General features: G+C 45.9%; 23 protein-coding genes. 6 read left to right on the top strand and 17 right to left on the bottom strand.

Annotated elements, in window-relative coordinates:
* Positions 1 to 123: 123 nt before the first annotated feature.
* Genes cysT through L6I86_RS04285 form a run of 4 tightly spaced genes read left to right on the top strand, consistent with a single transcriptional unit; the run spans position 124 to position 3,991 of the window.
* Positions 124 to 930, top strand: coding sequence for a sulfate ABC transporter permease subunit CysT (gene cysT / locus L6I86_RS04270; RefSeq protein ID WP_236284909.1), 807 nt, complete (start codon positions 124 to 126; stop codon positions 928 to 930).
* Positions 927 to 1,757, top strand: a complete 831-nt coding sequence (locus L6I86_RS04275; protein ID WP_056621067.1) for a sulfate ABC transporter permease subunit — start codon at positions 927 to 929, stop codon at positions 1,755 to 1,757. The genes cysT and L6I86_RS04275 overlap by 4 nt, the downstream gene beginning before the upstream one ends.
* Positions 1,747 to 2,832, top strand: a complete 1,086-nt coding sequence (locus L6I86_RS04280; RefSeq protein WP_236284910.1) for an ABC transporter ATP-binding protein — start codon at positions 1,747 to 1,749, stop codon at positions 2,830 to 2,832. The genes L6I86_RS04275 and L6I86_RS04280 overlap by 11 nt, the downstream gene beginning before the upstream one ends.
* 43 nt (positions 2,833 to 2,875) lie before the next feature.
* On the top strand, positions 2,876 to 3,991 hold the full coding sequence (locus L6I86_RS04285; RefSeq protein WP_236284911.1) for a sulfate ABC transporter substrate-binding protein: 1,116 nt from the start codon (positions 2,876 to 2,878) through the stop codon (positions 3,989 to 3,991).
* A gap of 54 nt (positions 3,992 to 4,045) precedes the next feature.
* Here the strand turns inward: L6I86_RS04285 and L6I86_RS04290 are convergent, their stop codons facing one another.
* The 11 genes from L6I86_RS04290 to L6I86_RS04340 form a co-directional block, all read right to left on the bottom strand.
* Complete coding sequence (locus L6I86_RS04290; protein ID WP_236284912.1) at positions 4,046 to 4,828, bottom strand: DUF817 domain-containing protein; 783 nt, start codon at positions 4,826 to 4,828, stop codon at positions 4,046 to 4,048.
* Positions 4,825 to 5,640, bottom strand: coding sequence for a VanW family protein (locus L6I86_RS04295; RefSeq protein WP_236284914.1), 816 nt, complete (start codon positions 5,638 to 5,640; stop codon positions 4,825 to 4,827). Before L6I86_RS04295 ends, L6I86_RS04290 begins: the two co-directional genes overlap by 4 nt.
* A gap of 176 nt (positions 5,641 to 5,816) precedes the next feature.
* Positions 5,817 to 6,290 carry an acyl-CoA thioesterase gene (locus L6I86_RS04300; RefSeq protein ID WP_056621059.1) on the bottom strand — a complete coding sequence of 158 codons (474 nt, stop codon included), beginning with the start codon at positions 6,288 to 6,290 and terminating at the stop codon, positions 5,817 to 5,819.
* A 58-nt stretch (positions 6,291 to 6,348) separates the two neighbouring features.
* Positions 6,349 to 7,527, bottom strand: coding sequence for a formate-dependent phosphoribosylglycinamide formyltransferase (gene purT / locus L6I86_RS04305; protein ID WP_236284916.1), 1,179 nt, complete (start codon positions 7,525 to 7,527; stop codon positions 6,349 to 6,351).
* A 385-nt stretch (positions 7,528 to 7,912) separates the two neighbouring features.
* On the bottom strand, positions 7,913 to 9,817 hold the full coding sequence (locus L6I86_RS04310; RefSeq protein ID WP_236284917.1) for a nitric oxide reductase activation protein NorD: 1,905 nt from the start codon (positions 9,815 to 9,817) through the stop codon (positions 7,913 to 7,915).
* 28 nt (positions 9,818 to 9,845) lie between these two features.
* Complete coding sequence (locus L6I86_RS04315; RefSeq protein WP_236285660.1) at positions 9,846 to 10,736, bottom strand: ATP-binding protein; 891 nt, start codon at positions 10,734 to 10,736, stop codon at positions 9,846 to 9,848.
* A 284-nt stretch (positions 10,737 to 11,020) separates the two neighbouring features.
* The gene (locus L6I86_RS04320) at positions 11,021 to 11,683 is read right to left on the bottom strand and encodes a hypothetical protein (RefSeq protein WP_236284918.1); all 663 of its coding nucleotides are present in this window, start codon (positions 11,681 to 11,683) and stop codon (positions 11,021 to 11,023) included.
* A gap of 28 nt (positions 11,684 to 11,711) precedes the next feature.
* Complete coding sequence (locus L6I86_RS04325; RefSeq protein WP_236284919.1) at positions 11,712 to 11,867, bottom strand: hypothetical protein; 156 nt, start codon at positions 11,865 to 11,867, stop codon at positions 11,712 to 11,714.
* A 485-nt stretch (positions 11,868 to 12,352) separates the two neighbouring features.
* A complete protein-coding gene (locus tag L6I86_RS04330; protein ID WP_236284920.1) occupies positions 12,353 to 12,832 on the bottom strand; it encodes a hypothetical protein in 480 nt (159 codons plus the stop codon).
* 47 nt (positions 12,833 to 12,879) lie between these two features.
* Entirely contained in the window at positions 12,880 to 13,515 is a 636-nt protein-coding gene (locus tag L6I86_RS04335) for a trimeric intracellular cation channel family protein (protein WP_236284921.1), read from the bottom strand.
* Positions 13,516 to 13,532: 17 nt separating this feature from the next.
* Positions 13,533 to 14,609, bottom strand: a complete 1,077-nt coding sequence (locus L6I86_RS04340; RefSeq protein ID WP_236284922.1) for a Gfo/Idh/MocA family protein — start codon at positions 14,607 to 14,609, stop codon at positions 13,533 to 13,535.
* A gap of 256 nt (positions 14,610 to 14,865) precedes the next feature.
* Between L6I86_RS04340 and L6I86_RS04345 the strand changes: the two genes are divergently transcribed.
* Positions 14,866 to 15,087 carry a hypothetical protein gene (locus L6I86_RS04345; RefSeq protein WP_056621044.1) on the top strand — a complete coding sequence of 74 codons (222 nt, stop codon included), beginning with the start codon at positions 14,866 to 14,868 and terminating at the stop codon, positions 15,085 to 15,087.
* Here the strand turns inward: L6I86_RS04345 and kapB are convergent.
* From kapB to L6I86_RS04360, 3 genes are read right to left on the bottom strand one after another with little or no spacing between them, the layout of a single operon-like run.
* A complete protein-coding gene (gene kapB, locus L6I86_RS04350) occupies positions 15,084 to 15,470 on the bottom strand; it encodes a kinase-associated lipoprotein KapB (protein ID WP_173119451.1) in 387 nt (128 codons plus the stop codon). The genes L6I86_RS04345 and kapB overlap by 4 nt on opposite strands.
* Positions 15,471 to 15,482: 12 nt before the next feature.
* Positions 15,483 to 15,806 carry a thioredoxin family protein gene (locus tag L6I86_RS04355; RefSeq protein ID WP_236284923.1) on the bottom strand — a complete coding sequence of 108 codons (324 nt, stop codon included), beginning with the start codon at positions 15,804 to 15,806 and terminating at the stop codon, positions 15,483 to 15,485.
* 2 nt (positions 15,807 to 15,808) lie between these two features.
* Positions 15,809 to 16,333 (bottom strand): hypothetical protein, encoded by a 525-nt coding sequence (locus L6I86_RS04360; protein ID WP_420851843.1) that lies wholly within the window; start codon positions 16,331 to 16,333, stop codon positions 15,809 to 15,811.
* 67 nt (positions 16,334 to 16,400) lie between these two features.
* On the opposite strand from L6I86_RS04360, the gene L6I86_RS04365 reads away from it, so the two are divergent.
* Positions 16,401 to 16,622: a hypothetical protein gene (locus L6I86_RS04365; protein WP_056621033.1), complete on the top strand. Its 222-nt coding sequence runs from the start codon at positions 16,401 to 16,403 to the stop codon at positions 16,620 to 16,622.
* Positions 16,623 to 16,689: 67 nt separating this feature from the next.
* Here L6I86_RS04365 and L6I86_RS04370 read toward each other — a convergent pair whose 3' ends face one another.
* The 3 genes from L6I86_RS04370 to L6I86_RS04380 form a co-directional block, all read right to left on the bottom strand.
* Positions 16,690 to 18,303, bottom strand: coding sequence for an ABC-F family ATP-binding cassette domain-containing protein (locus L6I86_RS04370; protein ID WP_236284924.1), 1,614 nt, complete (start codon positions 18,301 to 18,303; stop codon positions 16,690 to 16,692).
* Positions 18,304 to 18,383: 80 nt separating this feature from the next.
* On the bottom strand, positions 18,384 to 20,333 hold the full coding sequence (locus L6I86_RS04375; RefSeq protein WP_236284925.1) for an ABC-F family ATP-binding cassette domain-containing protein: 1,950 nt from the start codon (positions 20,331 to 20,333) through the stop codon (positions 18,384 to 18,386).
* Positions 20,330 to 21,352, bottom strand: coding sequence for a M42 family metallopeptidase (locus L6I86_RS04380; protein ID WP_236284926.1), 1,023 nt, complete (start codon positions 21,350 to 21,352; stop codon positions 20,330 to 20,332). The genes L6I86_RS04375 and L6I86_RS04380 overlap by 4 nt, the downstream gene beginning before the upstream one ends.
* Between the last annotated feature and the right edge of the window lie 155 nt (positions 21,353 to 21,507).

Here is a 21,507-nt window from a genome sequence, read left to right on the forward strand (position 1 = left end):
TAAATACTTAACATCACCTGTTTACCCCAAAATTACTTATTGACAGAATAATCCTGGCGCTGTTATAGTCATTTTAATAAAACCAAGTAAGTTGGTATGCTTTATAAGAATAGGTGGTGCTCCATGCGTAACAAGGTTTTTAAAGCGACGGTTCGATCCGTGCTTATAGGCTACTTAATTGTGCTTCTTCTTATCCCCATTGCCACCATCTACGTCAAAGGATTTTCATTAGGCTGGGAACCTTTTTGGAAAGAAGTCACAGGACCTTTAGCATGGAAATCAATCGTGTTAACAGTGAAGTTAAGTATTGTTGCAACGGTCATTCAAGCAGTAATAGGAACGATAATCGCCTATGTCCTAGTCCGATATCGATTCCGGGGACAGAGCATCCTTAACAGTATGGTTGATCTTCCTTTCTCACTTCCGACCTCCGTTGCAGGCCTAATGTTCCTCACTCTACTAGGACCACAAAGTCCACTAGGAGCTTGGCTAGACTCGGTTGGAATCAAACTGCTTTACAATCAAACAGCAATTGTTATTGGTTTAGTCTTTGTTACTTTCCCATTTGTAGTACGAACGGTTCAACCACTATTAGAGCAGATTGATCCAGCAGAAGAACAAGCGAGTTTCACACTTGGTGCAAACAGATTCTATACGTTTTATCGCATCGTATTGCCAGCGCTATTGCCTGGTACGATTGCTGGTAGTATGCTCGCTTTCTCCCGATCACTTGCAGAGTTTGGTGCCATCTCCTTGATCTCCGGTAACTTACCCGGTAAAACGATGGTCGCCTCCGTCTATATATATGGTGAAACACAGAACTACAATCCTGAAGGTGCAGCTGCTATCTCACTTGTGCTCCTGACACTCTCCGTCCTGATTTTATGGGGAATCCATTTATGGACTCGCGGAAAGGGGCGGCTAGCATGAGAAAGTTATTGATTGGCATTTCTTTTTTGGTTATATTCCTACTAATCATATTGCCATTCTTAGGGATTACCTTTGGCGCATTTGAAGATGGCCCTGGTGCATTCTTTGATGCACTTGTTCGTCCAGAAGCTCTGCACGCATTAAAGATTTCATTCATTATCGTAAGCATCGTTACCGTGCTCAATGCCATTATCGGAATTTATATTTCCTTAGAAATTGTTAGAGGTTCATGGATTTCACGTTGGTTGAAACCGATCATTAATGCTCTGATCGACCTACCATTTGCGGTATCACCTGTCATTGTAGGTTTAATGGTGATCTTGATTTTCGGACCCAACACGGCACTCGGTACATTCCTCGAAGATCATAATATGAAAATCGTTTATGCGATTCCCGGGATGGTTATTGCAACCATGTTTATTACCTTCCCTTTAATGGTTCGTGAAGTAGTTCCCTTATTAGAAGAAATTGGGACACAGTCCGAAGAAGCTTCCGCAACTTTAGGTGCTGGACCCATTCGCACATTCTTCCAAGTGACATGGCCGAGTATTCGTTGGGGCGTCGTGTATGGCTTGATTTTGACGATAGCTCGCTCACTTGGTGAATTCGGCTCCATTCTAGTTGTCTCAGGGAACATCATTAATCAAACACAAACAGCAACGACTCTTGTCTATCAAGACGCTGAACAATTCCAGCTCGTAGCAGCCAATAGCGTGGCCTTCGTATTAGGTCTCATCTCCATTACGATATTATTATCGCTAGAGTGGTTGAAACGAAGAAGCGAAGCAACAAGAAATCATGGAGGAGGATCCCCACATGCACATTGAAGTAACCAACCTGAATAAACATTTCGGCGACTTTCATGCGATCAAAGATGTTAATTTCAAAATAAAAGAAGGGAATCTTGTCGGTTTGATTGGACCGAGCGGCGGCGGTAAAACCTCCATCCTTCGGATGCTATCCGGACTCGAAAGCCCGACTAGCGGTGATATTTATTTCGATGGCAAGCTCGCCACTCATCTTCCGGTTCAAGAAAGAGGCATCGGCTTCGTTTTTCAAAGTTATGCGCTATTTAAACATATGACAGTGTTTGAAAACGTCGCATATGGGCTGAAGGTGCTCAAAAAATCGAAAGCTGAGATTCAGGATCGCGTAACCTATCTGGTCAACTTAATGGGACTCGCAGGCCATGAGCGAAAATATCCGCACCAACTGTCAGGCGGACAACGCCAGCGGGTAGCTTTCGCTAGAGCGCTAGCTCCTGAACCACGGCTGCTTCTACTCGACGAGCCTTTCGCCGCGATCGATGCCAAAATTCGTAAAGAGCTTCGCGTCTGGCTGCGAAATTTAATCAACGAGTTCAAAGTAACGACCCTTTTCGTAACGCATGATCAGGATGAAGCGATTGAGGTTGCTGATGAAATCATCTTGGTCCAAGGCGGTAAAATCGAACAACAAGGAAGCCCATGGGAAATTTATACGAAGCCTGCCTCATCGTTCGCAGCTTCTTTCATTGGTGAATCCAATGTAATTCCCTCCTATTCACCACTTGTCGGATTCCCTACACTTGCAGATCTTCAACAAGATGGCAAATGGCTTCCACATGTAAATGTACTTATACGTCCTGAGAACATCGAAGTTCGTCCGCACAATGTAAGTCATCTGGCTACAGCTGGTGAAAAAGGCAAAGTAACGCATGTTCACTTCCGCGGGGATTCCTGGTATCTAGAAGTGGATACAGGTCATATCAAGTTTTTCGCCTATCAGCCCGTGAAAGAACGCATTTATCAAGTTGGCGATGAAGTTAATATTCTTATCCACCAGATTTCCGTATTTACCCAAACAGGTACAACCTGGATTGATAATCAGGCCAAACAAGATCCACAGCCTGTCTTCATATAACCAATACCAAATAAGCTTTAGAAAAGAAGGGGAGTTGTTAACCATGAAAAATTTCAAAACGCTTGGCCTAGTTACAGCAGCTTTATTCACAGCAAGTATTGCTCTTACAGCTTGCGGATCCGGCTCAACGAAGACTGCTAGCACAAGTGCTCCATCTGCTGCTGCAACGACAGCTGCAACGGCTGCGGCTAGTACAACACCGAAAGCTGACGGCGGAAAAGTAACGATTACAGTCGGTGCTTACTCCATTTTGAAAGATTCCTTTGATGTAATCCTGCCTAAATTCAAAGAAGAATATAAGAAGAAGACAGGCACAACGGTTGAATTCCAAGAATCCTATGTTGCTTCCGGTTCCCAAGCTACAGCTATCATTCAAGGATTCGAAGCGGACATCGCTCCTCTCTCACTTGAAGGCGATATTCAAAAAATCGTTGAAAAAGGTCTAATTACTCACGACTGGAAAAATACCCCACAAAAAGGTTTCGTAACAACTTCTATCGCCGCTATCGGTGTGCGTGAAGGGAATCCGAAAGGCATTAAGGATTGGTCTGATCTGACAAAGCCAGGCGTTGAAGTCCTCATTCCGAACCCAAGCACTTCTGGTGGTGCTAAATGGGATATCAATGCTGTCTACGGTGCGGGACTCAAAATTTCTGAAGCTGCTGGTAAGCAAGACCCTGCTGTAGCCAAAGATCTCGTAGCTAAAATATACAAAAACATTAAAGTCCTCGATAAGAGCGGCGCGGATTCCCTAGCGACCTTCGATAAAGGTGTAGGCGATGCGATTATTACGTATGAGAATGAACTTGTCGCTCGTATTCAAACGGGCAAGAAATATGTTGAAGTTATTCCACAATACACGACTTCCATTGAAAATCCAGTTGCTATTATTGATAAATATGTTGATAAGCATGGTAATCGTGCAGCTGTTCAAGCGTTCTATGACTACTTGTTCTCTGTTGATGCTCAGAAAGTATTCGCTGACAAAGGCTTCCGTTCTGTTCTTCCTGAAGTGGCTAAGCAATATGAGAAAAATTACACAACACCTCCAGGCCTATTCAATATCGAATACCTAGGTGGTTGGGACAAAGTGAACAAAGACCTTTACGGTAAAGGCGCTATTTGGGAAACCATCCTTGCCGAAGGCGGAGCGAAATAAACGAATTGCAAAAAGAACCCCCAGAGGCTAAGTGCTTCCGGGGGTTTCGCTATTTCATGCACCTTTAACTTGCTTTGGATATTTGATACGCTTCAATTCCGCGACGATGATGATCGTAATAATGACTAACATAAACCAAGAACTAATTTTACCCCAATGAACAATCCGCCAAGAAATTTCTTGATCAGGATAGCGCCAAGCGCCAAGAAAGGTTGAAATATTTTCAGCCAGCCAAATAAAAAAAGCAACTAACATGAAGGAAAGGATCGTATGCATGCGATAGGTTTGGGTGGTGACTGTGAACCGAATATGTGACTTAAAAAATAAGATTCCAATCAAGGCAATGAGAATCCACCTAATATCATACATAAAATGATGGGTAAAAAAATTAGCATATATAGCTATCGATACCAGGATCGCCATGTATTTGCTAGGCCAATTAACAAGATGTAGATCAAAACGTTTCCACGCCTGACACACATAACTCGATACACTGGCATACATAAAACCGCTATATAGCGGGACTCCAGCTATTTTCGTCAAGCCTTCCTCTGGATAGGACCACGATCCCATGTGTACTTTATACAACTCCAACCCAAGTCCAATAATATGAAATACAGTAATAACCTTCAGCTCATCTACACTCTCTATCTTCGTCCATACCAATACTAATTGCGCGAGAATACACACAAGTAAAATGAAATCATAGCGATGTACGAATGGCAGGGATACTGCTTTGGACACAGCTAATGTCAAAAAGATGATAACTGGAAAAATGCAGCATAACGCCTGTTTCCAACCGAAAATGAGAAAATCCTTCACATATTCTCTCTTCATTCGTTCTCCTGAGTTCCATTAGATTTCATATACTTGACCTCTGCGTGATTCACATTAACTAGCTCTTCATCAACGATTGAATCATCATGTTTATTTACTTTTTGTCGCCATATTTCGTTGCCTCTGTACCACTTGTTTGAAGTTTCGTAGAACGAATGATTCTTCTCTTTCACTCGATAATCATAAGTCAGTTCATTATCACAGCTTATCGAGCCTTCTAAGTACGCTTCCGTGACCTCCAGATGAAATTGAAACCGATTCTCGGTAGGATTATAAAATTGCAAATCTACGTAATTATAAAATACACTCGTTCCCGTACCAAAAGGGATTACTCTACGGTCGTCAGGGAATAGATCGAAGCTGTGATGGTGCCTTTCTTTGATCACAAGCGGCGTATGTAAAGCAAGCCAATATAACATATTCGCTAACTGACACAAACCACCTCCCGTACCTACACGAACTTCGCCATGAGAGAGCATGAGACCCTCGATATACCCCTTTTCTTTACTAGTCACACCAATTAGCTTCCAAATGGAAAACGTCTCACCTGGATGAATGACGATCCCATCCACATACCTCAGCGCGATTTTCAAATTCACGATCTTATTTTCTTGTAAAATTGGATCCGTATTGCCGAGCACCCGCCGCAGTATAGATTTGTGCTTCTTTGCAATATAAGTAAATGGCTGAGGACTTCTAACATAAGCATATTTGATTTTAGGATTTAAATTGAGAATGCTTCGTTGTAACATCAACTGCTTGACGCGCAGCCCATATAAGAATGGAAATCGTTTGCCTATCCGTTGTTTCATATCAACAAGTCCCACTAATTCTTCATCCTTCTCTGTGAAAATAAAATGGAGGCATGTAATCCTCTCTTCATTTGACTCCTTAACCAAATAAAAAGTTGTGAGTTGGACACTTTTTCCAAAGAAAAAAAGCAGTTCCCTCCTTGGGAACTGCTAGCTGTATCAGGTAAACGTATAGCTTATAGACGCGCTTCCTTACGAAGCTTTCGCGCTGTAAACCGTGCTTCCGCGGATTCAAACAGCTTTTTTTCTTCATCCGTCTCGGCAATAATACCTGGGACTGGACACGGCTGCCCCGCGTCATCTAAGGCAACAAACGTCAGGAACGATGTGGCTGTATGTTTTTTTTCACCTGTCAGTAGATTCTCGGACTCGATTTTCACATAAACTTCCATCGAACTCCGATGCGTCCACGTAACAAATGCTTCCAACTGAATAGCCTCGCCTAGCTTTACCGGTGCGAAAAAATCCAAGCTATCACTCGAAGCTGTTACCACACTCTTACGACAATGGCGCATGGAGGCAATCGTCGCAACTTTATCAATATATTGCATCACGCGACCACCAAACACTGTGTTATGGTAGTTCGTGTCCGCCGGCAAAATAATTTCTGTCAACACGGTTCGAGACAGTCTTGCTGCTTTAGGTTCCATAGTGCTTGCCTCCGGATGATGACTTCAGACGTGGTATAGCGTACTTCAGTCATTCAGTTTAGTTGTAATTCAATGAGAGCTTACCAGCTGCTTCTTTAGCTAATCTGCGTGCTTCTTCCACTGTTTCCCCAGAACTCAGGGCAACCGCCATACGGCGACCTACTTTGGTTTCAGGCTTGCCAAATACTCTTACTTGCGTATTCGGTACGGATAACGCCTCGTCAATGCCGCTAATGGTATATTCTACTTGCTCGCGATCGGCTTTCAGCGTGTAACTGGCACCTGGCGTCAATAAGCGAACGCCCGTTATCGGGAATCCCAGAATCGCTCTCGCATGCAGGGCGAACTCACTAAGATCTTGCGTAGCCATCGTAACCATCCCTGTATCATGCGGACGCGGGGACACTTCGCTGAAGTATACGCCATCTGCAGTTAGGAATAATTCAACCCCATATAGACCATGACCACCAAGTGCATCGGTAATCGTTTTTGCCATTTCCTGTGCATCCACAATTTGCTGCTCAGACATCGTATGCGGCTGCCAAGATTCGATGTAATCGCCGTCTTTTTGAATGTGACCAATTGGCTCACAGTACGTTGTTCCTGAAACTGAACGAACCGTCAACAACGTAATTTCGGATTCAAAATGGATAAATTCTTCGACGATCACACGTGCGTTTTTGGCCCGCCCGCCTTCCATCGCTATGTTCCATGAATCTTCTACACCTTCAGGTGTACGGCAAACACTTTGCCCTTTTCCGGAAGAACTCATGATCGGCTTGATCACACAAGGTGTCCCGATTACCGCTACAGCTGCGTGCAATTCTTCAAGACTATTGGCAAACTCATATTTGGCTGTGCGCAGACCAAGAGTTTCGGAAGCGAGTCGACGAATCCCTTCTCTATCCATCGTTAAACGGGATGCTGTCGCCGTTGGGATGACACGGTAGCCTTCTTTTTCAAGTTCTACAAGAACAGACGTTGCGATTGCTTCAATTTCCGGCACAATGAGATCCGGGCGTTCTTTCTCAATAACCGCACGAAGCTGCTCGCCATCCAACATCGAAATAACGTGGCTGCGATGCGCAACTTGCATGGCAGGAGCATTCGCATAACGATCCACGGCAATCGTCTCAATACCGAGTCGCTGTGCTTCAATAATAACTTCTTTACCTAGCTCGCCAGAGCCAAGCAGCATAATTTTCTTAGATTTGTTGGATAATGGTGCTCCGTACATGTGATGAAATGCCCCCTAAATGAAAGATGAGTACAAGCTATAAAAGATGATTACGTATGTGATTCATCCGATTAGTGTCGGAGTTTGGCGAATTTTACCTAGAATGACCCTGATCTATTGTACTGGATTTTGAGGTTAAAAGATAGATGAGATCTTCCGAATAAGCTGTTGGAAGTTATGCTGACTGTCACTTTGCGTGCGGCTCAACAAGGGGAAACTTATAGAAATATGTAAAAAATACTTCTAATTTGCGTCATTGGGATAGTTTCAAACGAGTAATGGATTTTCTCCAGTTAATTTTAGGATTTAGGAGATACATCTAGAAAATCCCGAAAAAGTAACTGGAGTTTATGTAGGTAATGACAAGCGAATTCGAATAAACTGATCATGAGTGGATCGATTTCAGCAAAAGCTTACGTAAAATCGGCACAAGCTGTTCATGTAATCCTTCCACATGGGGAACAACGATACTGCTTCGCCCATACATATTACGCATCGCGTTCCGCTGTGTTTCATGCACGGCGCCATTCGCTAGGAAAACGCTGATCACCTCGATACCCATGCGTCTAGCTTGCAGAACGGCTTCATGTGTATCCAGGATGCCGACATCGTTGTAGTGGGCTGCCGAAGGCTCCCCATCCGAGAACACGAGGAGGATGCGCTGCCGCTCTGTGCGCCGCAGCAGCCGCTTCATCATCTCGCGTATTGCAAAGCCATCGCGATTGTCCTGCTGCGGCTCCAGCTGCATCAGAGCCGCTCCACTCCCGGCCGCGAAGCAGGAGCCGAAGTCCACCGCAACCTGAAACAGGTTCGGTGCCTCCTGCTCTGTTACGCGGTCCGCATCCTCCCAGAATCCCACAATTTCGTGGGGGATTCGCAGGTTTCGGAGGGTCTCGTGGAATAGCACGAGACCGAGCTTGGTTTCGTCCATTTTGTCATACATGGACGCTGAGCAGTCGACGAGCAGCGCGAACGCCGCGTCGAGTTGAGGGACTGGCGCGCGCTTCTTATAGAAGAGGCGCGGCAGCTCTTGTGTAACGGCTCGCGTAAGCCGCTTATCGAGCCGCCCGAATAGGCGATCGCCGCGCGGGGCGATCCGCCTCTGCTCCAGCGTGCGCCGAATCGCACGCTGCAAGGGCTTCGCGAGCGGCGCTGCGCGCTCGCTCAGGCGCCTGAACCCGTCCTCCTGCGCAGCAGTAGGACGTTCAGGCAAGAGCCACGTCGCCGTCGCATACGCGGCGACCTCGCCCTCCCCGTGCCCCGCAGCAGCGGGCACGGAAGGCCCTTGGCGCCGCTCAGCGGCGGCGCCGGTGCGCTGGGCGCGCTGCGAGCGCCCCTGGGTGATGGCGAGCGCCTGGTCGGCGGCATCGCCCTCACGGGGCGCAGTGCCCTGCGCGGCGGTGCGAGCGCCGCGCTCCAGCTCGAACCGCAGCAGCCCTGGGCTGCGGTCGCTGCTCTCACGATGCCAAGTCGGCATCCGCTCTTGGCCCGGCAGTTGACGCTCCCCCTCTTGCTCGGGGAGCACATCATCGTTGGCGAGCCGCTTCGCGCGCTTCAGCTCGCCTTTATAGTCCGCAGGCAAGGGATCTGCGCTACCGCTTCCCTGCTGTGTCCAGAAGTACGCAGACACAGCATCACGCTCCAAGCACGGGGACAGATTCTCTAATATTGCTTCACATAAAGCCGCAACTTGAGCCGTATGCGCCGCTTCCTCTACTTGCTCTAGCATCGCATAGAGTCCACCCAAACGGCCCATTAACTCGCTGCCAAGCGCAGAAGAGAACGACTCCCCTTGCCACGACTTTCCAGTAAACCAACCATACATGATCAACAATAACGCATCTACCAACTCACCTTTGCTCACATGCGTTCGGAGCTTATGCCCGAAATATCCACCTAAGATCTGATGCCGATGTGCAAAAACAGCTCCCATTCCAGGACGTTGGCTGCGGCAAATTCGCTCCAAGCGCATATCCTCACATAGTGCAAATAAGCTATTCGCCAGCTTCGGAAGCCTGACACTTGAGCAGTAATGGAGGTAGGCAGTCACTGCCTCTTTTCCTGTAAACCAAGCGCTGCCAAGGCAACGCAGATATACATCGCTTTTCATACCCGCTGTTTTATCACGAAGCGGATAGTCCCACCAAAACTGACTCACCGTCATTTGCAAAGCAGTTTCATCATAATGCGCGTGAAATCCAGCCTCAACTTCCAGCTTTCCACGTTTCGTAAATAAACGAGCCAAATCCACCAACTGCATGTGGAGCAGCGCATCGATTTTATCATCCAATCGGCTAAGGCTTCCTACGAACATGGTTTTACAGTAACGTTTCAGCCGTATTCATCACAGCTGCACGTTCCCTTTCATCCTCTAGCTTATCCGCAATCGCCCGCGTAACTGCCCGCATAGGTGGTATATACGCCGCCAAATCACACGCGTCTAACAAAGCCCTAATCGAACCGGCTTCATCGGGCAGTTGCCCCATTTCAATCAGGGAAAGCAAATCAGCAGATAGTTGTACGAAAGTACGCAACAACTTTTCATCACGCAACACGGAACGGCTTTTTAACAACTGAAACAATAATTCTCCTTGCAAATAAGGCACTTCCACAGTGACAAAACGATTTTTCAGCGCTTCATTTAACGGAACAGTACCAATGTAGCCTTCATTAATCGCTGCGACAACTCTGAAGTTTGGATGCGCAGTAACTACTTCGCCTGTGAATGGGTTTGTTATTGATCTGCGGTGATCCAGCACACCATTGATAAGAGGCAGTGTTTCTGGTTTGGCCATATTAATCTCATCAATATAAAGAAAGTGCCCCTTAGTCATCGCTTTCATAATTGGTCCGGGGATAAACGCAATTTGACTGCGGCCTTGCTCATCATGTGTTAGTGTTTTGAAGCCAAGTAACGCCTCCGCATCCAAATCCGTGGAACAATTCACGCTGTGCATAGGCTGATGAAAGATAGCGGATACGTGCTCTGCAAGTTTCGTTTTGCCAGACCCTGTCGGCCCCTTTAAGAGTACATTTTTGCCTAGAAAGAGTGACAAAATCGCATCTGTGAGCAGCTCTTCTGTGGGAGCTTCATATGCTGCAATTCCGATTAGCTTACTGTCCTCAGCGGAATGAAGGATTTGCTTTTGCTCCTCCAATCGCGCTCGAACCTCTGGTGGTAAACCATCTATTTTCAAAAAATCTGTCATCATCGCGTCGGTAGTCCTCTCCTGATTGCATTATTCTCTAACTATTATCAGGAAAGCGCGAATTGTCAAGCTTCATCAGGTTAACCAAGGCTCCTCAATGACAGAATGGGCATAGAAAGCCATGGCTTCACCACAAGAAGGACAGCTTGGTTTAGACTCAAATTCGTTATATACCTGCGCCAAGCTGTAGGCCGTTTCATAATTAATTGCAATCATCACGTCTTCTTTGTGGACATATTCACAAACTCTCGAGCTGCAGTAGGCGCGAACCTTGTATTTATTACTCATTTGGGACTATTGAACGTATATTGCACCATGGTATTAAACTCGTGCAAGTACATATCCATGCGTTTATTTTTTCGTTGCTGCATGTCGTAGTACATCATTCGGTTAACGAACAAAGCATTTGACGAAATGAAAATATGCGAATCAGGATAAATACGCGTCAAGACATGACGAATCACATTGAGGCTGTCACTAGGTAAAGGCTTCGCAGATACCCAATCCATTTGAGCGCCCATGCCTGAACCGAATAATCCCGCTTCCGTCGCTGAATCATTATACTTGCTTAATCGCTTAACTTGATCATTCATCCCTGGATCTTGGAACTCTCCCATATCAACTGCTACGTAGATATTCGTATCCGTCATTGCGATTGAAGTTGTGCCCAAACGAGCCTCTTGCATCACTTGATCAGCTACTTCGCGGTTCATGGAAAGATAGGTATTGTGATGTGGATTCTCTTCCTCTATCCGTGATTGATCTACTTTTTTGGCAGGTGCAATTTCCTTCATATGGTCGCGAAGCTTCGCATCTTCAGAATCGGATAGTCCTACACTCTGAATAGACAGCGATGCCTTTTCTAGTTTGTTTGAGTGCGTTGCTGAACACCCCGTCAAGCCGACGAAGGCAGCCGTCATGATGACTGACATTTTCACAGCTTTCATCGTCATTCCCCCTATTTCTCTATATGTATTACTTGCTTGGGAGCCCATCTGCTTCCTTGGTATACGCAATTAGCGCAATTTCGTACCCTAATTCCTCTTTCATACGATTTTCTAGATTGCGAAGATCTTGCATTAATTCCTCATGAATACCTAAATTTGCAAAATGATACGATTCCATTTCCATGTTCATATGCCCCCTTTCTTAATTTAAATGACACTAGAGTTAATATGGTCTATTTCCCTTATTTTTACTAAACGTCTCGGTGAAAATATTACGGTTCTTCTCCTGACATCCCTAGCTCCATTTAGAGAATGTGAATATACATTTCTCTCCATGACTTATGCACTTCGTGGTAATGCCTGAAATTTCTGCAGCTTAGGTGTGACCCAAAAGGCTGCATGTGTACATAGCGTTATTCCATGATGTTATTTGGGCTTTTAGCGTACTTTCAAAGAAATTAGAATGATAGCATAACGCTATCTATAACACGAAATGACAATTGTGTTGCGATTGGGATTCCAACTGGCACTCTTCCAACAAAATGGTGCTGGAAGGGTTGTATTTCCGCATTTTTGATACGATGTGGACGGTTTGGCGAATCACAAAAAAAACCTCCATCGCCCCCACTCAAGTTGAGCGGTTTCGAAGAGGTTCAATTTGCTTCCAATCTAATCTTCTTTCTTCCTGGTCTCATCCATATCTTCCAACAGCTTACGTACGGCTTCCGGGTCTACATTTCCTTGATCATGAAAAGCTCGAAGCTTCTGAAGGAGCTCTGCCGCTATGGCCTCATCCTCGGATTGTTCTGCTTCGTGGGAAGGATCAAACCAGATGTAGAAGCCTTCTGGCCCATTTCTCAAAAAGGAAGCGTTCCAGTGCTCAGGATAGGCATACCCTTGCTCGCCAAAAATCATACCAAGAACATCATCACTCTCAATTGGCATTAAGTAATGAAAGGACTCTGGCTCTCCTGTATTTGTGAAATCTCGGTGCATGTACGCGTAATGCAAGTAATGTTCACCAGTCTCTGAATCCTTCGATATTTCATACAGATCTAACTCCGTTTGCAACAATTCCTTGACGGAAATAATACGGGTCGCAATCGTTTCAGCTGAAATTTTCTGTTCCAGTGTTAAAGATGCTTCCATTTGACTCTCCTCCTATCTGCAAGCAATTACCATGCAGCTGAATTGGACTACGAATCCGATCTTCGTGTGGATTCCACTAATGTATCACGCAAAGAGCGTTTCGGCAGCTTCCATTTGTAGTTAACTGAGAACATGCGCAAAATGATGATAATTGCAAAAAGAATGGCTAACTGCCATGTGCCCTGTGACCAACCAAGACCAACTAAAGCGCCCGCAAGCATACCCCAGACCGCATAAATTTCATCTTTGAGCACCAACGGTTTACGACCTGCCAGCACATCGCGGACCATACCTCCGCCAATCCCAGTGAGTACCGCGGCAACGATGATGGCACTTAATGGATGACCCATATTCGTTGCATAGAGCGCCCCTTGGATAGCGAATGCTGCTAAGCCAATTGCATCGAAGAAGGCTTCCCACGTTTTCCACATTCGAATATATTTTACAGGCATAAGGAATACAACCGTCATTGCAAATAATGCGATTTGAAAATACATCCCTTGCTCCCATAGAAGTACAATCGGTTTTCCGATGAGCATATTACGGATGATTCCGCCACCAAATGCTGTAACAAGCCCAAGTACATACACACCTAAGATATCATATTCCTCTTCCATCGCCACAATCGCACCACTAACTGCGAAGGCGATCGTCCCGATGATACTAAATAACTCCCAGTTCACTTGCTTGCAGCCCCTGTCTACTCGATGTCCCAGTTCAATTTCACTTCATCGCCCGTTTGCGACGAACGGTAAATCGCATCTAGGATCAAATTATTCGTGTAACCTGTCATGACAGATGTAATCGGCTGAGAACCACTCGAAATACTGGACAAGAAATGCTGCACCATTCGTGCACGCGGATCATCATTCGCTGCAGGTGGCGAAAGCTCCGTTTCCACGATTCTATCGAATTTTTCTGCAAAAAGCTTTCCTTTCGCGCCTTTCAAATACGCGCCGCCTTCCGAACCTAACAACTGCACGACGGGTAAGTTATCTGTTTCAAGCAAGCCTGCCCAGCTGACATCCAAGGAAAGAGTTGCTCCATTGTCAAACTTAACTAGGGCTGTTGCTAAATCCTCTACATCAAATTTCCCTTCCCAATTCGGAGCTCCCCATGTGCCAATCCCTTGTTTGCGCGGTCCAAATTCTGCATAGGTTGCACCGTAAACTGAAACTGGCTTTGGATTACCCATCAAGTACATGGTTAAATCCAGCATATGTACGCCAAGATCAATCAGAGGACCACCACCAGACTTGGCCATTTGCGTAAACCAAGTTCCCCAGCCTGGAATGCCTTTACGTCTCATATAGCTCGCTTTCGCATGATAAATGTGACCAAGGGCACCTTTCTCTACTTGCTCCTTCACAGCAATGGCCGCTGCTTCCCAGCGCATTTGGTGAGGTATCATGAGAATCTTGCCCGATTTGCGCTCAGCTTCAACGATTCGACGAGCTGATGCCAAATCGATCGCCATCGGCTTTTCCAGCATGACATGCTTGCCAGCCTCTAACGCCTTTATCGCAATTGGTGCATGCCACTCATTCGAAACAGCAATGACAACGGCATCAATCGTAGGATCCTCTAACAATTTATCTGAATTTGCATATACCTGTTCAATGTTATGATCTTTCGCTCTCATTTCAGCAAGCGGCAAATAGACATCTGTCACACCTGCAAGCTGTGCCCATGGTATCGTCTTAAACGTCTCCATGTGTACATTTCCGATATTTCCGGCGCCAATAATCCCAATGCGCGTTGGTTTTGTTACTGTCATTTCTGTGACCCTCCAGAACCTGTTAGAATACAATCTTATTTATTATAAATGGGGTTAACCCTCCCCGCAACCACGAATCTGGCCCTCTAAAATTTATCTTAGCGGAACTAGCCCTGTAGCGCTATTATTCACATATAATAAATTGCTAAAACTTTTTTAATAGTTGCACGCAAACATATCTAACATTTGAAATGTATCCTAAATAGTGTAAGGCAGCAACAAAGCAGCATTTACTGTGTAAAGGAGGTTTTTGAACATGCAAGCTAACACAATCCGTTTCAAGAATAAATCGATCCCTGTGATGAACTTTACTCATAAACGTTCCCAGATGGAGTTACTGTCAACTAAGTTGAAGGAATACGAACTACATTTTGAATTTCGCAGAAAATTAAAAATGATCTCGATGATCGAGATCATTGGTGATGTCGCTATTTTCAAATACAATGATGGCACGAAGTTGTACTTAGAAGTTTCCTAATTGGACGGTGGAAAATATTCTTTACTCAGCTGATCAAGCTCCTGCAGAGAGCGTCGGGCCCATGCTTCCATGTCTGACAGCTTATCGATTTGAGCCAATAGCGCTCTCTTCAGAGACACTTGGTAATCTGGAACCTCACCCGCATAAGGACGAATCGTTGCAATTGGCATTAATGCGATCTCTTGATGGGATAATGCCCTTCTTTGATGAAAAAAAGCTACGCTTGGATCCATCGGATTATGTAAATCTCCTTGTGTTGGGTGGTCCTTCACGGCAAGAATACGAACAGCCGCCTTCATGCTGGATGACATCTCTACAACCTCACCATAATAAACCCCTGTTTTATACTCAGCGATAACGCGGTCTCCGATTTGAAAGCTCATTATACTCCACTCCTATTCTTGTTCTACTAATGGCATTAGTCTGCGGTATAGCTCATCCACGGATTGCATCCGATATATATATTGTTTCTCTTTCCCAGGCTCGATAATGACCACGCAAGGGACACTTGCAATTTGCCATTCTTGACTGATTTGAGGCAGAAAATTAATATTACATTTCACTAACGGCATGTTTGGCTTCATCGTCAGTATAATGTCCAACATGCGCTCTGTTACTTTGCAAGTACCGCATAACGGCGTGTACATAAAAACAGCAAAGGATTTTTCGTCATCTTGATTTACTTTGGATTGCAATTCTTGTTGAGATAACTCTTGCATCACTATGTCCCTCTTTCATCCAGCCATACTAAGCTTTCAAACGCATAGTCAATCAGATCAGAAAAGTCATCGAGATGGCTCTCATCAATTTTGCGGCCAAAGGATAACGTAATGAGATTGCGATACTCCTCTGGTTGTTCTCCATACAGATAGGAAATTTGTTGGGTAATACGAGGGCGTTGCTCCCAAAAAGCATTCAATTGTGCTTCAATCATCGGACAATCAATTTCTGGATCGTTCACATACGTATGAAGCTTAATTAACAGCGTGCACCCAGGCTTAGCCGTAGGATTTTCTAGAATTTCAGCTGCCAAATCACTCAAATGCACATGTAAGTGAATTTCCGCTTTATTCGGTAATCCCACTTGTCTAGCAAATTCTATAGCAAATGTGCGAGACATCGAGGACAAGTCAATTAAATCTTCTCTTCGTGTTATGATGATTTTACCTTCCAAATCCAAATCATAGACGGCCCCTTCGAGCACAACTTTGATATTGTCATAGATCGTCGGATCAAACATCCCCACACACCTTCTTTCATCTTTTCTTTGATTCGATTATACTATGGATATACCACGTAAAGAAGGTGTTCTTATGTCAGACAAGCCTCAAGACCAGCAATCCGACCAGGTCGAACCACAAGGTGTCAAAAAAGTCAGTTTAGCCGACGCGATCAAAGCCAAACTAGCCCAGAAACAAGCGGATCAAGCCGCAGCGCGTGCTAACCCGAAAGCAGCAGGAAATGCGAATCAAACTGCGAAAAGCCAAATGACCAAAAAAGTAAATAACCAACGCCGTCGCACCGGCGGCAGCTAGACAACACTTTGTGTAGCTAAAAGCGCCCTGAAAGTAACACTTCAGGGCGCTTTTCACTTTTTATTATTTATGCGTATTGAATCTCACGTTGTTTCTTCACATCTTCGCTTTCCAAGTACTCATCGTACGTCAGCATTTTGTCGATTAGACCTTTCGGCGTAATCTCCATAACGCGATTCGCAATCGTTTGAATGAACTGATGGTCATGGGAAACGAACAGCATCGTGCAGTCGGAATCAACTAAACCATTGTTTAATGCAGTGATGGACTCCAAATCCAAATGATTGGTAGGCTCATCAAGAATAAGCACATTCGCACCGCTTAGCATCATCTTGGAGAACATACAACGAACTTTTTCTCCACCTGAAAGGACATTCGCTTTTTTCAATGCTTCTTCACCAGAGAACAACATACGTCCTAGGAATCCGCGTAGGAATGACTCATCCGGATCTTTGGAATACTGACGCAGCCAATCCACGAGAGTTAGTTCGGAATTGAAGTAGTCTTGGCTGTCTTTTGGGAAATAAGCCTGCGACGTCGTTACGCCCCATGAGAACGTACCGCTGTCCGCTTCCATTTCGCCCATCAAAATTTTGAATAAGGTTGTTTTGGCAATCCCGTCTGGGCCTACAAAAGCAACTTTATCCCCTTTGTTCAGGGTGAATGTCACATTGTTCAGTACTTGAACACCATCAATCGTTTTGGAGAGACTTTCAACTGCAAGCAACTGCTTACCAGCTTCACGCTCACCTTTGAAGTGAATGAACGGATATTTACGGCTGGATGGACGAATATCTTCAAGTGTAAGTTTTTCCAATTGTTTTTTACGGGAAGTCGCTTGCTTGGATTTGGATGCATTCGCACTAAAGCGCGCGATAAAGGCTTCCAACTCTTTGCGTTTTTCTTCCGTTTTCTTGTTCGCATCACGTGCCAAACGAAGCGCCAGTTGGCTGGACTCGTACCACCAGTCGTAGTTACCAACGTACATTTGGATTTTACCAAAGTCGATATCAGCAATATGCGTACATACTTGGTTCAAGAAGTGACGGTCATGTGATACGACGATAACAGTGCCTTCGAAACGGGACAAGAAGTGCTCAAGCCATTTAATAGACTCCAAGTTCAAATGGTTGGTAGGCTCATCGAGTAACAGAATGTTCGGGTTACCGAATAGAGCTTGTGCTAAGAGCACACGAACTTTTTCGTTGCCATCAAGATCCTTCATTTTCGTATCATGCAGGGATGTTGGAATACCTAGACCAATCAAAAGCTCAGCTGCGTCGGATTCAGCTTGCCAACCATCAAGATCTTGGAATTCGCCTTCGAGCTCAGCTGCTCTCATGCCATCTTCTTCGGAGAAATCAGCCTTTGCATACAAAGCATCTTTCTCTTCCATGATTTTGTACAAACGGGAATGCCCCATAACAACAGTTTTCAAAACTTCAATATCATCAAATTCGTAATGATTTTGTTTAAGGACAGCCATTCGCTCACCTGGTGTGATGCTCACTTCACCTGTGTTTGGCTCGATTTCACCGGAAAGAATTTTGAGGAATGTGGATTTCCCTGCACCATTCGCTCCGATCAATCCGTAGCAATTTCCTGGTGTGAATTTAATATTGGCGTCTTCGAACAGGGCTCTCTTGCCATAACGAAGCGTCACGTTATTTACATTAATCATGGGGACTATATACCTACCTTTATAATATTTTCTTGGCTAGCTTCGTAATCAATAGATGACTTTTTGAACTTCATCTTCTATCATAACTTATTTCGCTCTATTTCTTCTACTAACTCTGATAAATAAGTCCATCTTTCCATTGCAGCCTCAAGTTCCGCAGCAGTTTGTTGCTCTTGTTCATAGAGATCACGAGCGAGATCAAAGTTACTACCAGAGTTTTCGATTTGCTTTTTCAAGCTGTCGACTTTGTCCTCCAAAGTAGCAATCGTGTTCTCGATTTCGTCCCATTCCTTCTGGTCTTTAAACGATAGTTTCTTCGGACGATTCGCGGCTGGAGCCGAGTTTGAAGGAATTGCAACAGGAGCGCCGCTAGTCGTCTTCGCACTCGCTTGGCGAATGATTTCTTTCCGAGCTTGCTCCGCCTCTTCTTGTTCCCGTTTGTCTTCCAAATAGTCGGAATATGTTCCAATGAAGGGCTCTATCCCACCATTACCGTCGAAGGCAAATAAATGCGTCACGGTTCGATCCAAAAAGTATCGATCATGGGAAACCGTAATAACAGCCCCGGAGAATTGATCTAGATAATCTTCCAGTATCGTCAAAGTTTGGATGTCCAAGTCATTGGTCGGCTCATCCAGAAGCAAAACATTTGGTTCGCCCATTAACGTACGTAACAAATAAAGTCTACGGCGCTCTCCACCCGAGAGTTTACCGATTGGCGACCACTGCAAATTAGGAGAAAATAAGAAGCGCTCAAGCATCTGTGCGGCCGAAATGGTTTCACCATCCGACGTGCGGATCTGCTCTGCGGCTTCCTTGATATATTCAATCACACGCATCTTCTCGTCCATTTCGACGTTCTCTTGCGTGTAATAGGCCAACTTGACAGTTGTGCCGGTCTCAATCGTGCCACTGTCGGGCTGAATGCGCCCGGCGAGCATGTTAAGCAGCGTCGACTTGCCGCTGCCGTTGGGACCAATGATGCCGAGACGATCCTTCGGCATCACAATGTAGCTGAAGCCGCTGAGCAGCTGCTTCCCGCCTGAGAAAGATTTGGTGATGTCGTCAAGCTCCATCACCTTTTTGCCAAGGCGGCTGCCAGCCAGCGCCATGTCGAGCTTCTCACCGGGACCGTCGACCTTACGGTCCCTTAAATCCTCGGCGCGGTTAATGCGCGCCTTCTGTTTCGTCGTGCGCGCTTTCGCGCCGCGACGGAGCCAGGCCAGCTCGCGGCGGAGTAGATTCTGCCGCTTATCTTCACTAGCGGCTTCGGAATCCATCCGCTCCGCCTTCTTCTCGAGGAACCACTCGTAGTTCCCCTCATAGCTGTAGATCTTGCCCCGGTCCAGCTCCAGAATGCGGGTGGTGACCCGCTCTAGGAAGTACCGGTCATGGGTAACGAGCAGCAAGGCGCCGCGCCATTTGCTAAGGAATTCCTCGAGCCAGATGGCCGTCTCGTTATCAATATGGTTCGTCGGCTCATCCAGGATGAGCAGATCGGCGGGTTGAATGAGCACGCGCGCCATGGCGACGCGTTTGCGCTGACCGCCGGACAGCTGGCCGACGGGCTTGTCGAACTCGCTGATGCCGAGCTTCATCAGCACGGTTTTGGCTACGGTGCTGGCTTCCCAGGCACCTTGCTCATCCATGCGCGCCTGAGCAGAGAATAGGCGCGCTTGTTTCTTCTCGTTGGAGGAATCCTGCTCCAACTCCGCAAGGGCCAGCTCATAGTCGCGCAGCGTCTTCATGCGCGGAGAATCGCCGTGGAATACTTGCTCAAGCACCGTAGAGTTCGGATCGAACTCTGGGTTTTGCGGCAAGTATTCCACGCGGAAATGGTTCGCGTGCACAAGCTTGCCGCGATCCGGTGTTTCCAGACCCGCCAGCATCTTCAGCAGCGTGGACTTGCCTGTGCCGTTCACGCCGATGAGGCCAATACGCTGCTTCTCGTTCAGTGTAAACGAGATATCATCGAAGAGCACTTTGTCGCCATAGGTTTTGGTTATATCGACTGCGCTTAGAATATTCATCCTTGCACCGGCTCCTGGATGTACGCCGCAAGAAGGGCTGCTGAGTTCACTACAGCATCCATATGCGTTCGCTCCATGCTATGTGACGCATGAACTCCTGGCCCTATTAGCGCCGCACGAATGTCACGGCCGCCTCTAAGCGCTGCGGATGCATCGGATCCGTAGCGCGGATAAATGTCAACAGCATAGCCGATTTCTAACTTTTCGGCATGTTCAATCATTTTTGACGTCATCGCATAGTCGTAAGGACCTGACGAATCTTTGGCGCAAATGGAAACATCACGCTCGCTTCCGCTCAAATCGTCACCAAGCGCACCCATATCTACTGCGATAAAGTCTGTAATATCTTCTGGAATAAAAGATGAGCCATGACCCACCTCTTCATAATTGGAGAAGAACAGCTTGATCGTATAGAACGGTTGGATATCTTGCTCTTTCATCCATTTAAGAAGACCAAACAAGGATGCAACGCTTGCTTTATCATCCAAATGGCGAGATTTCACATATCCATTTTCCTTCACCTGTACACGCGGATCGAAAGAGATGAAATCACCAACGCGGATGCCAAGTGCTTGCACATCTTTTTTGGAGTTCACTAGCTCATCAATACGAACTTCCATATTCGCCTCATCGCGCTTGTACTCTCTCGCATCTTCGTATACGTGCACGGATGGTCTGGACGTAAGAATCGTACCATCATAAACACGCTCATCACGGGTATGAATTTGCACGTATTCATTCTCAATTGCACCCATCATAAAACCGCCAAGCGACGTAATTTTCAACGTGCCATTTTCTTTAATTGAACGAACCATAGCACCAAGTGTGTCTACATGCGCCGAAATGCCAATTACACGATCAGAACTCGCGCCTGGAATGGTCACGATGCCGCAGCCTTTATTCGTATAAGAAAGCTCAAAGCCAAGCTTACTCACTTCTAGCTCAACTTTTTGCATAATGTGATGCGTATACCCTGTTGGACTAGGAGTCCGCAGCAGCATTTCTAGAACTTGTGTCATGTAAGCTCTATCTAATTTGGACTTCACTTGGATTCCTCTCCCATGTCTATGTAATTTCGCACCTGGGCTAAACACACAAAAAACAGTGCAGCCTAAGAATTTTCGCTCGTCCATGACAACGTCATGAACGAGCCTCTTCTAAGGATACTACACTG

Source organism: Paenibacillus allorhizoplanae, assembly GCF_927798215.1.
Classification (GTDB): Bacteria; Bacillota; Bacilli; order Paenibacillales; family NBRC-103111; genus Paenibacillus_E; species Paenibacillus_E allorhizoplanae.